This window comes from Buttiauxella sp., assembly GCF_049686335.1.
GTDB lineage: Bacteria > Pseudomonadota > Gammaproteobacteria > Enterobacterales > Enterobacteriaceae > Buttiauxella.
Window position 1 is genome coordinate 168,678 of the sequence record NZ_JBAVHX010000009.1, and the last position, 12,583, is coordinate 181,260.

Here is a 12,583-nt window from a genome sequence, read left to right on the forward strand (position 1 = left end):
AAACGACATGCCAGCTTTAAATTCTTATGAATTAAACGGTGTTAAGGATTCATTCGCAGAGTGGATTTCTAACATTTCCCCGCAAGACTTTCCATTTCAGGCGATGATCGGCAAGACAACCGCCACACAATCTAAATTCGAATGGCAGTGCGACAGCGACAGTCCTGTAGACCCAAATAACGCGCTGATGGAATCTTTCGAATTTGCTGATCTCGACGACACTTTCGCCGCAACCATCCCGATGACCGGATACACTCAGAAAATGGGTAAAGCTGTCAAAGTTACCGGCGATGCTGACGCGCAAGCAGCCTGGGGGCGCGGCACTGAATCTGATCACCAATCCCACAAGAAAGCGTCTGAACTGAAACGCGACATTGAAAACGCATTCCTGAGCACCACAAAGACGCAAGCCGAAGTCAAGCCAACGACCCCGCGCCGCTTGGGTGGCTTCGATTCTCAAGTATCAACCATTGACGGCGGCACAACTCGCATCGGTGATCCCCTGACCGGTACAGCGACATACATCACCGCAGCCGCCGCTGGCAAGCCACAGATGACCGACATCTTTGCAGGTATGGCGGCATTGTGGACTACAGGCGGCAAGCCAGAAGTCCTGATGTGCTCCGAAACCATGAAGGATGTGATTTCTGACGCGCAGGAAGCTGGCGGCGCTCGCGTTCGCATCTTCGAAAATACCGCTGAATTGAGCGTTGAAGTAAACACCATCACGGACGCCCTGGGTCAAACCGTCCGCGTCGTCTATAACCGCCACATGCCAGCCGATACTGTTTACCTGTTTAACAGCAAAGATTGGGAAGCGGTAATGTTCCGCGCACCGGAAACCGTACCGGTAGCCAAAACAGGCGATTACAAAAAAGTCGTGTTTATGGTCGATATTGGCTTACGCCACCGCAACCCGTGGGCATCCGCAGTTATCGCCCCTTTCGCGGCAGCGTAATTAATACCGTGACCGTAGCACCCCTGACAGGTGCGACGGTTGATACCGCTTACTCAGCGACGGCAACAGCCACGCTGATGGATGTAGACGATGGCACATACACAAACGTATGGAGCATGACGGCATCGGGCGGCGCATTGGGTTTAACTATCGACGCAGCAACAGGCGCGATTAGTGGAACACCAACGGCGGCGGGTGATTACGCAGTTAACTTGTCAGTAACGGATAGCTTGGGAAATACGGTATCAAGCGGAATAACGCTAACCGTTACCCCAGCAGCAGCGGCGTTGGCGGCAATGCCTAGCCACTACCAGCCGGTAGAAGCAATTAACCAGGCTGAACAGCCAAAAAACACTAAGAAAAAATAACCCCAAAGCCGCCCCATGACGGGCGGTTTTTTATTGTGGAGCTATTCAAATGACTACAAAGGCAGTTTTTGCCGTGACTACCATTGCGCAGATTTGCTACGCAGGTGTAACCGCGTTACGCGAGGCGATGGACAAGGAGCCACAGCCAGAATGGGACGCGCTTCAACCGGAGGCGCAGGGCAAAATTATTGATTACATCGTGCTGGTGTTAACAGGCCGCCCAACACCAGACACACCAGAAGGGGAGGTAATCCGCCGAATCTGCAACGTGCTGCGTGATGAAAAAAAGACGCTGAAATACGCTTAATCCATGGGCTGGCGAAAGCTGGCCTAATTTATGGCTCGGACTTTGGAATAGACCATGAGCACAACTTACACAAAGCTGGTGGAGGCGGTAAAAGGATTTGCGAACCGCACCGACACCAAAACTATTGCAGCGATCCCGATGTTCATCGCAGCAGCGCAGACCCGCTTAGACGGCGAGATGCGTATTCCACTAATGACGCGAACAACGACCCACGACGCCGCAGGGCTAAGTATTTCCCTCGACGTAATGGAAATTGAAACGGTTGTTATTGGTGGCCTCGTTTCTAGCCTGATGCCTTATGACAGTGTGCTCCGCCGCCGCATTGCTGATTTCAATTCTTCCAACGTGTACGCCATTAACGGGAATAGCATTGAGCTGGTAGCACCGGCACAAGTCATCGTGACCGGATATCAAAAGCCCCCGCGCCTATCGGACGCTGTCCAGACAAACGCATACACCGACCACGCAGAAAACGCCCTGCTATGGCAAAGCTTGGTGTTTTTGTCTGTATTCACCAAAGACACCAAAGGCGCTAACGGATATCAATCCCTGGCTGATGCAGAGATAGCAAACATCAATGCCGCCTTTGACAAGTTCAAATCTGGATCGGGGGTGGCGTATGGCGAACCAGTCCGCAAGTTCTGACACCTTTCTACGGCTTATTGGCGGCGGTGTGTTAGGCACCGTTATTGCAATCGCCGTGAACGTTGGCGGCTATAAGCAGCAGATAGCAGATATTGGCGATGATGTTGATTTGCTGGTGCAAGAAACCGCAGCGATAAAAAAAGAGCTTGCGGAACAATCCAAAGAGGGTGCGCTACAAGAGCAGTTTGGCGAGGAACTTGATAGGCGATTAGCAAAGCTGGAGGCTAGATAAATGCCGTTAGAAACTCCGCAATATATAGATACCCTGGTCCCAGAGTGGCCTACTGGCGCAGACCCGTTAAATGCTGGTGATGATCACATCCGTGTGATTAAGCAGGTACTAAAAAACACCTTCCCCGCACTTGCCGCGCCGATGCTGGCAGACGCTAACAATATCAACGGCATTACAGGCCATTTTAACTACGTGGCAGGCGACGGCATCGGGGCGAACCTTCCGCGAATGGAGGCGCATAATGATGAATGGACAGCAGCGATTTGCATCACGGCGCAGACACCATCACCTGCGCAATATGCGGAAAATGCCGCGTTTGTGCTAACCGGCTCGGCGCTGCAAAACATGATTTATCCGGTCGGTCATGTACTGACAACCAAGCGGGCTGGCAATCCAGTTGAATGGCTGGGGTTTGGTACGTGGGTACCGCTACTGGGCTGGATTGTTGGCGGCGGCGGCATCATTACCGATATCGATGGATATACAGAGGAATACGGCATCGGCACGGTGGCGGGGCATTTCCGCGTTCACTCCGAACACGTCTCAACTTTCGCAGCGTCGTGGGATTTGAACACCGATAGCCAGGGCGACCACAACCATAGTTTTACCGGCGCACCGGTTGGCTACTGGGCTGATGCTGACGGCGACGGCTCGAATAACTATTTGGTAGAAACCGGCACCGGCTACACATCAACCGGCGGCGCTCACGTTCACGACGTACAAGGCTCGATTAACGTTGGTTTAAATAGCCTTAACTTTAAACCACCGTCTCAAGCTATCCACGTATGGGAGCGCACCGCATAATGCCAAAACTTGCTATTAGTGGCCTGGGGAAAGTGGGATTGATGTATGACGCTGACCCCGCAGACATGCCAATTAACGCTGTCACTGATGCGCTTAACGTCCGGTTCGCCGGACGTGAAGTCGAGCAGGGGCTAGGCAGTCAGTACGAGCCGTACTACACATGGATGATTGAAGGGATGGCGGAAGTTTGCCCCATGTATCTGGCGCAGCCGATTATATACGATGGATTCAGCGACGGCGCTCGCCTGGTATTTTTTCTGGGTGAAAGTTGGGAGCCTGGCGCGATGGCGATATACAGCCAAAATATGAGCATTCCAGATTTTACCGGCCTGACTACGATCCCCGATTGGCCTTCATCATCAAGATGGAGCGCATACAAAGGGCAGATAAATAACTGTCCGTTCTTTGGGGCGCAGGGATTCCAGCCGTATGGCAAACAGTACGATTGGGAAGGGGTTAGCACACTGCCAGGCTGGGGCGAGCAGACCGGAGGCGACCAGATCGTTGTTACCCGCCGATGGTCATGCAAGAAGCTGATTAGTTTCGGCAACCGCCTGATCATGATGAATACAAGCGAGGAGAGCAGCGGCGGCGTTGATTTGCCATACCCTACCCGCTTGCGCTGGTCTGGGTTCACACAGCAAAACGCATTTCCAATCAACTGGGATGATACCGCACTAAACCGAACCCCAGAGGAGGCCGCCGCCGCCGTCATTGATGGTTACGCTGGTTGGATGGATTTAGCCAGCGATACACAACTGATAGACGCTTGCAACAATGGCGGCACCTTGTTTGTGTACAGCGAGCGCGAAACATTCAGCGTCACGCCGTCTGGTAACGCCAATTCCCCGTTCGTGACTAAGCAGGTTTATTCTGATTGCGGCGTTTTGGATCTGGGGTGCGTCGTTAACGCCAAAGGCTATAACTACGTTTTTACCGGCTCTGATTTTGTCCGGCATGATTCCGTTCGCTGGGAGAGTGTAGCGGAGGGAGTGTGTAGGGATTGGCTTAACGAGGTTGTCAGTACCCCGCGCCCTGGTGCCGTTCGCTTGGTGAACTACCCAGAACTTAACGAAATATGGGTAATGACCAAAGGCGATGATCAGGAGGCTGACGACTGCGCAAAAACTCAATGCCTGACGTTCAACTACATCACTAACACCTGGTCACGCAAAAGCCTACCTTACATCAATGAGGCTGTCTTTGCCCCGATAGCCCCCGATTCATCCGTTGCCGGTTCGACATGGGATTCAATGCCAGGCGCATGGGATGACGCGGGGCAGGAATGGGGAGGTGCGGGGCTACACATCGCGCAAGGTACAATGATCGGATTGTGTGCCGCTGGTGGCGTTTATTACCTGAATACCGGCGATGTTGAATACCGACACGTATACAGCGCGGGTGCCTGGTCGATGCAGTCGCAGCCGCTGCAATGCTTCATTGAAAGGCGGGGGCTTGACCTGGGCGACGGCGTTCGCTCACTGGTTACGCGTACAGAAATGAGTGGCACCGGATCGGGGCGCATAGAACTGGCGATGGCTGGCGCTGAAACAGAGGGGGCTGGCTATTCATGGGATAAACAGGGAATTGAGTCACTGGCCACACAACGCCGGTTGACATGGTTAGTTGATGGAAACATTCACGGCTACCGCCTGGGCTTCAATGGCTTTGGTTCAATCCCGTCCAAGCTGACTATCTACTTTGAGGATAACGGCGAATGAATCCAGAGCTAAGCAAGCAAAAGCAAAAGAGTGATGCCGCCGCCCGCGCAGCCGCCGCCGCACCCAGCCAGGTAAACGAGGTGGCACCGTCGCTCTATCAGGCACCGCAAATCAACGTGCCTGGCTCGCTACATGAGGTGGCTGTTTTAATACGTGCTGAATTGCTAAAGATTGAGCAAGCGCAATCCGCGCTTTTGTCACTGGCTAACGCCAGCAATGACGGCTTACGCTATGTAGATGGAACCGTTGTGTTTCGCGCGCCAAAGGATAGACCATACCCGCTACAGATTGAGCAATCTGACACGACGCAAGCAAACTACATCCGACTATATAAGGGGCAGATACTGCAAGGGGGCATGGGTAACGCTGACGCGTCAAACGATGTTTCAATATGGTCTAACCTGGGCGGCAACTCGATAACCGCTCGCGCTAATGGTGCAGTAGCTATAGGGGCAGCGCGTCGCTATTACTTTGACGGATCGTTTAACACTCAACTCTCCTTCCCTGGGGGGAATGGTGATCCGCATGTAGCGCTGGTGGATTACGCATTGCGAGATGGTGAGGGTGGGGGGATTGCGTTTGGCGCTCACATGAATAACGCCCCAGCAGACACGACCATTTTCGCCTATGGGAGTACGCAAGCTAACGGCATCGGCGAGGGGGTTCTCACTAGTCACTCCGCGCTAGGTGGCGGCTATCAACACCACATGTTAGCGCTCTACGGGGCGAACAAGTTTTACCAACGAACACGAAACGGCGATAGTGGCAACTGGAACACTTGGACGGCTAACCATTTCCACGCTGGTGGCTCTACGTCATATGCGGATTGGAACGGAATCGGGTTTCATACGCGGCAAGGTGACGCCGGCTCTATTGGTCATATGGAGATACGCCAGTACGATGACGGCAACGGCGTCGGGGCAAATAGTCCAGGCGGCGGATATGGTACTGCCCTATTTTTTGGTGAGGGCTTATTTAACACGCAAGTGGTGTTTAATGACAATACGGGGAGTATTTCAGTTCGCACCGCCTACGCCGGTACATCTAAGGGCTGGAGTCGCCACGAACCGACCGTTATCACTAAAAGACAAATTTACGCCGAACTGTTAGAGGCGAGAGTGATTACCGCAGAGGCTCACGCCGCGTTAAATCGCGCTGCAATGCGAACGGCAGCGGAACCCGAACCCGCAAAACCCAGACCAGAGCTTTTACCAGAACAGCCCACACAAAACATCTAACCCGCTACGGCGGGTTTCTTATTGATTTTCTTGCGCACGATTCGCGCCATTATTGCCTGTTCTTTTCGGGTAGGCTTGTTGCCATCAAATAAGGGGGGTGGCGAGTGTATATTGATATTTGGGTTTTGTTGCGCGTGGCGGGTGGCATCCTTGCCTTGTTCGCAGTGGCGGCGCTTTGCCAGTGGGTGGGGCTTATTGTCGGAATTTTGAAAGGAAACTGACAACCCTGAACCCCTTACCTCCCCATTACCGATTAAGTAAAACACCTAACCCGCTACAGCGGGTTTTTTGTTTTTATGGTGGTTCGAAATAGGTATACCGTTAGCGCACTATGGCTATCGGTTCGTTTTAGTGTTGTTCTGGTATTTAAAGCGAACTAGTGCGAACATAACCACCTAAAACGAACTGACGCAAAGGAAAGTGATGAAAAATTACATTCACGCTTATTTGAGAGCTTCGACATCAGAGCAGGACGCAAGTCGAGCAAGGGGCGCACTAGAATCATTCGCATCTGCTAATGGTGTGCGTATAGCGGGTTGGTATGTGGAAAACGAAAGCGGCGCATCAATGCAGCGGCCTGAACTTTTCCGCCTACTAGAAAACACGCAAGCGGGCGATATTCTTTTGCTTGAGCAGGTGGATCGCTTGAGCCGCTTAAACGCCGAGGATTGGCAAAAACTCAGAAATGCAATTACGTCAAAAGGCGTGCGCATTGTGGCGCTTGATTTGCCAACGTCGCACATGTTCATGACAGTAGCAGACGAGTTCACCGCTCGAATGATGGAAGCCATTAACGGCATGATGCTGGACATGCTCGCAGCCATTGCCCGCAAAGACTACACCGACCGCCGCCGTCGCCAAAAAGAAGGTATCACCAAAGCTAAGGATGAAGGCAAATATAAAGGCCGCCAGACTGACGAGAAAAAGCGAGAAGTTATAACGGCGCTGTTAGCTGGTGGAAAGTCTTACAGCCAGATTGAGGCATCGCTGGGCGTTAGCCGCTCCACCATCGCTAAGGCTGCAAAAGCGATGAAAGAACAGAGCCAATAATAGTGATTATATCTATTGTAAAATAGTCACTTACAGTGGGTGCAATTCACTTAACACCTTGTTTATTAAGAATTATTTTAATTGTAGCGTCATTGGGGTGGGATTGGCAGAATGCACTCACCCCACCAGTGAGGTGAAACGCGTGGTGTGAAAAGTGGTGAATCAAAATAATAAGTAAAACACTTAATAAAATGCTTGCTGATAGTAAGTAAAACACTTAATATAAATCCATCGAAACGAGACGAGGAAGAATGAAACTTACTGAATATATTGAAAAATACTTTGATGGAAACAAAGCGGCATTTGCCAAAAGCGAGGGTGTTCTGGCACCTCAAGTGCATCAGTGGATAGATAAGGGCTTTATCGTAATTGATGGGGTTCTATACAGTCCCCGCCGTGAACTGAAAGTTAAAGAACTTCAAAAATAACAAACGACGCTGGAGCTACATTTTATAGCCCGCCTCGTGCGGGCTTTTTATTGCCCAAAATCCACCAAAAGGAGCAATAAATATGAAAGTAACCAGCAAGCAAATTAACAAGAAAGCAGCGGCGTATTTCCAGCAATTCCGCACCGTTGCGACTACTGAGCAGTTAGCTAACTTTGCAAATCACGCTCACAACCAGTCTATGGGCGACACCCAAAAGGTATACGGTCGGCTGTGGTTGCTGGCTGAGTCTGAGACTGTGGCTCGCTGCTTTGAGGTGGTGGCGTAATGAAAAAGGCAGAGCGTGAACACGTTAACCGCGTGGCGGGATTGGGTTGTGTTGCCTGTTACGTCCAGTCTGGTGAGTGGTTCACGCCTGGTGAGATTCATCACATAAGGGAGGGGCAGGGCGCGGCGCAACGCGCTGGATGGTTTGAAGTGATTTGTTTGTGTGTTGGGCATCACCGCCACAACGACAAAGCAGCAAAAAAAATAGCAGTTCACGCCGCCTATAAAACGTTTGCGGCAACCTATGGCGACGAGCGCGAACTATTAGCGCTAACGCTCAATAATATCTAAAGGATTAGATGTCGTTATTTTACTGGATTAACAAAAATGCAAATGCCGGAAAGTTTCAAAGTCATCATTAAGAATTTCTCTACAGCAGAATTAGTAGAGTTACGCGCCTGGAATGAGACTAGTGCTCGCTCTAACCGCCTTGCAAATCAGGCAATTGATGCTGAGTTAGCAGCGCGGGGGGTGGTGCCGAATGAAGCGGAGAATAAAGCCAAATAGGGCGACGTGGTGCCAGGGTTATAAATCAGAACCGTTATTTGATAATGCCCCGCACCCAAAAGTTCACACCGTTTCATTATTTAATGAAGCTGGAAACCTTAAATTAAGATATTCGTCATTTTCAATAAAGAATAACGAAGGTTACAAGGATTACAACGATGTTTAATATATTCAAAGGCCACCGCCGCATTGCTGAATTAGAGTTAGCGCTGAAAAAGGAAGCGTCCGCTCAACGCATTAACCGCGACCAAATCGCCGCCCTTAACGCTGAGGTGATTGGGCTGGCAACGCAGCGCGATAGCCTCCGCAAAATTGCTGACACCCTCCGCAGCCGCATTCAATCCCACGGCATGACGGGAACCGAACGCGATTTCTTAATTCACTGCCAGGCCGCACACCGTGGTGAGTTTGATATGTCACCGCAAGTGATTGATGAATACATGACTGCAATCCGCAAGGAGCGCGAAACAATCACCGCAGCCCCAGCCCCAGCCCCAGCCCCCGCCGCAGAGGTTAGTAAATGTGCCGCCGCTTGCGCTGGTGCGGTTGTCTGCAAGCCAGAATGCCCCGAACCGGAATACTACAAGGGGGATTTGGAAGAAGTCGCCCACGCCGTGTTAACTCGCGTCACTGACGCCATGCACGAATATCAGCGCGTAACCGGTCACAAGATGATCGTTGCCACTCACTTGATGGATGGCATCCGCAGCGAGTTAAAAACGCCAGGCTACGTGGAGGCACTGTTACAAAGATGACAGCGAAGAAACCACGCCCTGACATCCCTAGCGCCCGTAGTCAGTTAGTCCGCAAGACAATCGAGGACAACCCAGGGAACAACCGGCACCAGATAGCTGAGTTAATGGGCATGACTGCGGAACAGGTCGATTGGGGTATCCGCCGAATGATTAAGGATGGAACCGCTATTTCCTACGAACCAGAGGAGCGCGGCGCAAAAGTTCTGTATTACGCGCTAAAGGATGCGCACCTGATCCCAGCGGTAAGCGTTGCGGAGGAGTGCCGCCAGAACTGGCAAGGCTATCTGATACACAAGGTTTTCGGCGGCGGCGCTCGCCTGGGGGTTGAGAATGGTAATTTGGTCGCTCTTTGATGGTTCGGGGATTATGGGCTTGCCCTGGGCGGAAGCTGGTCATCAGGTTTATTGCTTTAACGCTGACGGCGCAAATCACGGCACGTATAAAATCAAGATGCAGCATGAAAATTTACACTATGTAAATTGCTGGATTGAAAGGGGATTTGATGCCCGCCGCCTCGATATGGGCGTACCTGATCCTGATGTTATTTTCGCTTTCCCCGATTGCACCACGCTTTCGGCGGCAGGCGCAAAACATGAGCGTTCCGAGTCTGCAATGAACGCCGTTATCGGTCACGCGCAGCGGGTTGAGGAGCTAGGCAGGCGATATAACGCGGCGTGGATGGTAGAAAACCCAGTAGGAAAAATGTCTACCCTATGGCGCAAGCCGGATCACTACTTTGACCCGTACCAGTACGGGGGCTACATGACCGGAGAGGAGGAGCAGTATCACCCGCGAATGCCACCGCGTGACGGGTACACGAAAAAAACGTGTATTTGGGCTGGTGGGGGTTTCAGGATGCCAGAGCATAAACCGGTGGATCACATCGGTAAGTTTTGGGGCTGGGCTTACCTGGGCGGCAAGTCACCAAAGACAAAGCAGTTGAGAAGCCTTACGCCGCGCGGGTTTGCTCGTGCAGTCTTTGAGGCCAACGCTTGCAAGGGGGGGTAGCATGACGCCAACGCGCTACATTTCCCTGGAGGAAATGACATCGTTAACTGGTAAAAGCTATAAGTCGCTGTGGTGGATGTGGTCGAAAACGGGCGACTTTCCACGCCCCCACAAGACGAAGGGTGGGACTTTTTTGGGCTGGCCTGTTTCGGTTTATGAGGATTGGGTAAGCAAACAGAGTCTTAATTAGTGTAGAGGTCGGGGAAACCCGGCCTTTTTTATTGGTGCTACGAAAATGCGTTATGTATACGCTTATGTAGACGCTATTGGAGGGTGTGACGGTAAAAATATACGTAACTACTTGATTTAAATGGTACGCCCTACAGGGCTCGAACCTGTGACCTACGGCTTAGAAGGCCGTTGCTCTATCCAACTGAGCTAAGGGCGCACTGAAAGTGCTTTTTGTATCGTACCATGTTTTCGGAACGCTCGGATTATACGGTCAGTACCTTTCTAGTCAATGGCTTTTCATCTACCTGCGCGACTATTAAGCATAAACGCTTAACAATGCCTGACAGCGAGCCGCGCTTCTGACAAAATAGAAACAATCCCCTCCCTTTTCGATTACAGACGGAATCATCTGACTGATGGCAGCAAAGATTATTGACGGTAAAACGATTGCGCAGCAGGTACGGCTTGAAGTTGCTGAAAAAGTGAAAGCCCGAATTGCCGCTGGAAAACGTGCTCCAGGACTTGCAGTTGTACTGGTTGGCGAGAACCCTGCATCGCAGATTTATGTCGGTAGCAAACGTAAAGCTTGTGAGGAAGTCGGTTTTATTTCTCGCTCGTATGATTTGCCTGATACCACCTCGGAAGCAGAGCTGCTGGAGCTGATTGATACGCTCAACGCAGATAACGAAATCGACGGTATTCTGGTTCAGTTACCGCTGCCAGCCGGCATTGACAACGTAAAAGTGCTGGAACGTATCGACCCGGATAAAGATGTGGATGGTTTCCACCCATACAACATTGGCCGCTTGTGCCAACGTGCGCCGCGTCTGCGTCCTTGTACGCCACGTGGCATCGTGACGCTGCTTGAGCGTTACGGCATTGATACCTACGGCCTGAACGCCGTGGTGATTGGCGCATCTAACATTGTTGGTCGCCCGATGAGCATGGAACTGCTGCTGGCGGGTTGCACCACCACCGTTACCCATCGCTTCACTAAAAACCTGCGTCAGCACGTCGAGAACGCCGATTTGGTGATTGTCGCGGTCGGCAAACCTGGCTTCATTCCAGGGGATTGGATCAAGGAAGGGGCGATTGTCGTGGACGTGGGGATTAACCGTCTTGAGAGCGGCAAAGTGGTCGGCGACGTAAATTATGATGAAGCCGCAGCCAAAGCCTCGTATATTACGCCGGTTCCGGGTGGCGTTGGCCCAATGACCGTCGCCACTCTTATCCAGAATACCTTGCAGGCTTGCGAGGAATATCATGATGTCGATGGAGAGTAAAATGGCGACCTTCTCATTAGGTAAACACCCACACGTTGAATTATGCGATCTGCTGAAGCTGGAAGGCTGGTGTGAAAGCGGCGCACAGGCGAAAGCGGTGATTGCCGAAGGACTGGTGAAGGTAGATGGCGAAGTCGAAACCCGTAAACGCTGCAAAATCGTTGCAGGCCAGACGGTTGTTTTTGAAAGTCTGAGCATTACGGTTCAGGCGTAAGCTTCCCTTCGCACGAACCCTCTCTCTTTCGGAGAGAGGGACTTACAGAGTTTTTCCATGCCAACTATCGTTACTCACGCTGCTGTGCCTCTTTGTCTTGGATTAGGACTTGGCAGAAAAATCATTCCTGCGCGTTTAATGCTGGGCGGCGTCGTTCTCGCCATGTTGCCGGATGCTGACGTGCTGGCGTTTAAGTTTGGTGTGGCTTACGGAAATGCGTTCGGCCATCGCGGGTTTACCCATTCGTTGTTGTTCGCATTTGTTGTGCCGTTGCTGTGTTTGTTGGGTTACCGCTGGTTCAGAGCTGGCTTTATTCGGGTGTGGTTATTCCTCACGGTTTCGCTGCTTTCACATAGTTTGTTGGATTCGGTCACTACGGGTGGCAAAGGTGTTGGCTGGCTGTGGCCGTGGTCAGACGACCGGTTTTTCGCCCCCTGGCAAGTCATTCGCGTCGCACCATTTGCGCTCTCAAGCTACCTCGAACCGCGCGGGCAGGCGGTGATGTGGTCTGAATGGCAATGGGTCTGGTTACCCGGTTTACTGATGGCATTTTTATTATTCGTACTGCGTAAAAACTTCCGCTAATCCCCCACAAAAATCAGGTTAAAA

The 12,583-nt window shown here is 51.7% G+C and carries 19 protein-coding genes and 1 tRNA gene; 19 read left to right on the forward strand and 1 reads right to left on the reverse strand.

Going from position 1 to position 12,583, the window contains the following annotated elements:
• Window positions 1–7 precede the first annotated feature (7 nt).
• From WBL83_RS07750 to WBL83_RS07825, 16 genes are all read left to right on the forward strand, one after another.
• Window positions 8–958 carry an SU10 major capsid protein gene (locus WBL83_RS07750; protein ID WP_424588593.1) on the forward strand — a complete coding sequence of 317 codons (951 nt, stop codon included), beginning with the start codon at window positions 8–10 and terminating at the stop codon, window positions 956–958.
• 8 nt (window positions 959–966) lie between these two features.
• Complete coding sequence (locus WBL83_RS07755; RefSeq protein ID WP_424588594.1) at window positions 967–1,326, forward strand: Ig domain-containing protein; 360 nt, start codon at window positions 967–969, stop codon at window positions 1,324–1,326.
• A 49-nt stretch (window positions 1,327–1,375) separates the two neighbouring features.
• On the forward strand, window positions 1,376–1,633 hold the full coding sequence (locus WBL83_RS07760) for a hypothetical protein (protein WP_256450468.1): 258 nt from the start codon (window positions 1,376–1,378) through the stop codon (window positions 1,631–1,633).
• Between the two features lie 54 nt (window positions 1,634–1,687).
• Window positions 1,688–2,278, forward strand: coding sequence for a phage adaptor protein (locus WBL83_RS07765; protein ID WP_424588595.1), 591 nt, complete (start codon window positions 1,688–1,690; stop codon window positions 2,276–2,278).
• Window positions 2,253–2,510 carry a hypothetical protein gene (locus WBL83_RS07770; protein WP_424588596.1) on the forward strand — a complete coding sequence of 86 codons (258 nt, stop codon included), beginning with the start codon at window positions 2,253–2,255 and terminating at the stop codon, window positions 2,508–2,510. The genes WBL83_RS07765 and WBL83_RS07770 overlap by 26 nt, the downstream gene beginning before the upstream one ends.
• Window positions 2,511–3,314: a hypothetical protein gene (locus WBL83_RS07775; protein ID WP_424588597.1), complete on the forward strand. Its 804-nt coding sequence runs from the start codon at window positions 2,511–2,513 to the stop codon at window positions 3,312–3,314.
• Window positions 3,314–5,035, forward strand: a complete 1,722-nt coding sequence (locus tag WBL83_RS07780) for a hypothetical protein (RefSeq protein ID WP_424588598.1) — start codon at window positions 3,314–3,316, stop codon at window positions 5,033–5,035. Before WBL83_RS07775 ends, WBL83_RS07780 begins: the two co-directional genes overlap by 1 nt.
• Window positions 5,032–6,273: a hypothetical protein gene (locus WBL83_RS07785; RefSeq protein WP_424588599.1), complete on the forward strand. Its 1,242-nt coding sequence runs from the start codon at window positions 5,032–5,034 to the stop codon at window positions 6,271–6,273. Before WBL83_RS07780 ends, WBL83_RS07785 begins: the two co-directional genes overlap by 4 nt.
• 423 nt (window positions 6,274–6,696) lie before the next feature.
• Entirely contained in the window at window positions 6,697–7,323 is a 627-nt protein-coding gene (locus WBL83_RS07790; protein ID WP_256450475.1) for a recombinase family protein, read from the forward strand.
• A gap of 251 nt (window positions 7,324–7,574) precedes the next feature.
• Window positions 7,575–7,751: a hypothetical protein gene (locus WBL83_RS07795; RefSeq protein WP_256450476.1), complete on the forward strand. Its 177-nt coding sequence runs from the start codon at window positions 7,575–7,577 to the stop codon at window positions 7,749–7,751.
• A gap of 82 nt (window positions 7,752–7,833) precedes the next feature.
• Window positions 7,834–8,037 (forward strand): hypothetical protein, encoded by a 204-nt coding sequence (locus WBL83_RS07800; RefSeq protein ID WP_424588600.1) that lies wholly within the window; start codon window positions 7,834–7,836, stop codon window positions 8,035–8,037.
• Window positions 8,037–8,327, forward strand: a complete 291-nt coding sequence (locus WBL83_RS07805) for a Ref family recombination enhancement nuclease (protein WP_424588601.1) — start codon at window positions 8,037–8,039, stop codon at window positions 8,325–8,327. Before WBL83_RS07800 ends, WBL83_RS07805 begins: the two co-directional genes overlap by 1 nt.
• 36 nt (window positions 8,328–8,363) lie before the next feature.
• Window positions 8,364–8,543, forward strand: a complete 180-nt coding sequence (locus WBL83_RS07810) for a hypothetical protein (RefSeq protein ID WP_256450479.1) — start codon at window positions 8,364–8,366, stop codon at window positions 8,541–8,543.
• Window positions 8,544–8,701: 158 nt separating this feature from the next.
• Window positions 8,702–9,298, forward strand: a complete 597-nt coding sequence (locus WBL83_RS07815) for a hypothetical protein (protein WP_424588602.1) — start codon at window positions 8,702–8,704, stop codon at window positions 9,296–9,298.
• 110 nt (window positions 9,299–9,408) lie between these two features.
• A complete protein-coding gene (locus WBL83_RS07820) occupies window positions 9,409–9,651 on the forward strand; it encodes a hypothetical protein (protein WP_424588603.1) in 243 nt (80 codons plus the stop codon).
• The gene (locus WBL83_RS07825; RefSeq protein WP_424588604.1) at window positions 9,629–10,306 is read left to right on the forward strand and encodes a DNA cytosine methyltransferase; all 678 of its coding nucleotides are present in this window, start codon (window positions 9,629–9,631) and stop codon (window positions 10,304–10,306) included. The genes WBL83_RS07820 and WBL83_RS07825 overlap by 23 nt, the downstream gene beginning before the upstream one ends.
• Before the next feature lie 311 nt (window positions 10,307–10,617).
• On the opposite strand, the gene WBL83_RS07830 is transcribed toward WBL83_RS07825, so the two are convergent.
• Window positions 10,618–10,694: transfer RNA gene (locus tag WBL83_RS07830), tRNA-Arg, on the reverse strand.
• A gap of 199 nt (window positions 10,695–10,893) precedes the next feature.
• Between WBL83_RS07830 and folD the strand changes: the two genes are divergently transcribed.
• From folD to WBL83_RS07845, 3 genes are read left to right on the forward strand one after another with little or no spacing between them, the layout of a single operon-like run.
• Window positions 10,894–11,760 (forward strand): bifunctional methylenetetrahydrofolate dehydrogenase/methenyltetrahydrofolate cyclohydrolase FolD, encoded by an 867-nt coding sequence (gene folD / locus WBL83_RS07835; RefSeq protein WP_424588605.1) that lies wholly within the window; start codon window positions 10,894–10,896, stop codon window positions 11,758–11,760.
• Between the two features lies 1 nt (window position 11,761).
• Window positions 11,762–11,974, forward strand: coding sequence for a ribosome-associated protein YbcJ (gene ybcJ, locus WBL83_RS07840; protein ID WP_424588606.1), 213 nt, complete (start codon window positions 11,762–11,764; stop codon window positions 11,972–11,974).
• A 57-nt stretch (window positions 11,975–12,031) separates the two neighbouring features.
• Window positions 12,032–12,559 (forward strand): metal-dependent hydrolase, encoded by a 528-nt coding sequence (locus WBL83_RS07845; RefSeq protein WP_424588607.1) that lies wholly within the window; start codon window positions 12,032–12,034, stop codon window positions 12,557–12,559.
• The last annotated feature ends 24 nt before the right edge of the window (window positions 12,560–12,583 follow it).

Coding starts and splice junctions, on each gene's coding strand:
- WBL83_RS07750 (WP_424588593.1), top strand. CDS start 8: ATGCCAGCTTTAAATTCTTATGAATTAAACGGTGTTAAGGATTCATTC.
- WBL83_RS07760 (WP_256450468.1), top strand. CDS start 1,376: ATGACTACAAAGGCAGTTTTTGCCGTGACTACCATTGCGCAGATTTGC.
- WBL83_RS07765 (WP_424588595.1), top strand. CDS start 1,688: ATGAGCACAACTTACACAAAGCTGGTGGAGGCGGTAAAAGGATTTGCG.
- WBL83_RS07770 (WP_424588596.1), top strand. CDS start 2,253: ATGGCGAACCAGTCCGCAAGTTCTGACACCTTTCTACGGCTTATTGGC.
- WBL83_RS07775 (WP_424588597.1), top strand. CDS start 2,511: ATGCCGTTAGAAACTCCGCAATATATAGATACCCTGGTCCCAGAGTGG.
- WBL83_RS07780 (WP_424588598.1), top strand. CDS start 3,314: ATGCCAAAACTTGCTATTAGTGGCCTGGGGAAAGTGGGATTGATGTAT.
- WBL83_RS07785 (WP_424588599.1), top strand. CDS start 5,032: ATGAATCCAGAGCTAAGCAAGCAAAAGCAAAAGAGTGATGCCGCCGCC.
- WBL83_RS07790 (WP_256450475.1), top strand. CDS start 6,697: ATGAAAAATTACATTCACGCTTATTTGAGAGCTTCGACATCAGAGCAG.
- WBL83_RS07795 (WP_256450476.1), top strand. CDS start 7,575: ATGAAACTTACTGAATATATTGAAAAATACTTTGATGGAAACAAAGCG.
- WBL83_RS07800 (WP_424588600.1), top strand. CDS start 7,834: ATGAAAGTAACCAGCAAGCAAATTAACAAGAAAGCAGCGGCGTATTTC.
- WBL83_RS07805 (WP_424588601.1), top strand. CDS start 8,037: ATGAAAAAGGCAGAGCGTGAACACGTTAACCGCGTGGCGGGATTGGGT.
- WBL83_RS07810 (WP_256450479.1), top strand. CDS start 8,364: ATGCAAATGCCGGAAAGTTTCAAAGTCATCATTAAGAATTTCTCTACA.
- WBL83_RS07815 (WP_424588602.1), top strand. CDS start 8,702: ATGTTTAATATATTCAAAGGCCACCGCCGCATTGCTGAATTAGAGTTA.
- WBL83_RS07820 (WP_424588603.1), top strand. CDS start 9,409: ATGACTGCGGAACAGGTCGATTGGGGTATCCGCCGAATGATTAAGGAT.
- WBL83_RS07825 (WP_424588604.1), top strand. CDS start 9,629: ATGGTAATTTGGTCGCTCTTTGATGGTTCGGGGATTATGGGCTTGCCC.
- folD (WP_424588605.1), top strand. CDS start 10,894: ATGGCAGCAAAGATTATTGACGGTAAAACGATTGCGCAGCAGGTACGG.
- ybcJ (WP_424588606.1), top strand. CDS start 11,762: ATGGCGACCTTCTCATTAGGTAAACACCCACACGTTGAATTATGCGAT.
- WBL83_RS07845 (WP_424588607.1), top strand. CDS start 12,032: ATGCCAACTATCGTTACTCACGCTGCTGTGCCTCTTTGTCTTGGATTA.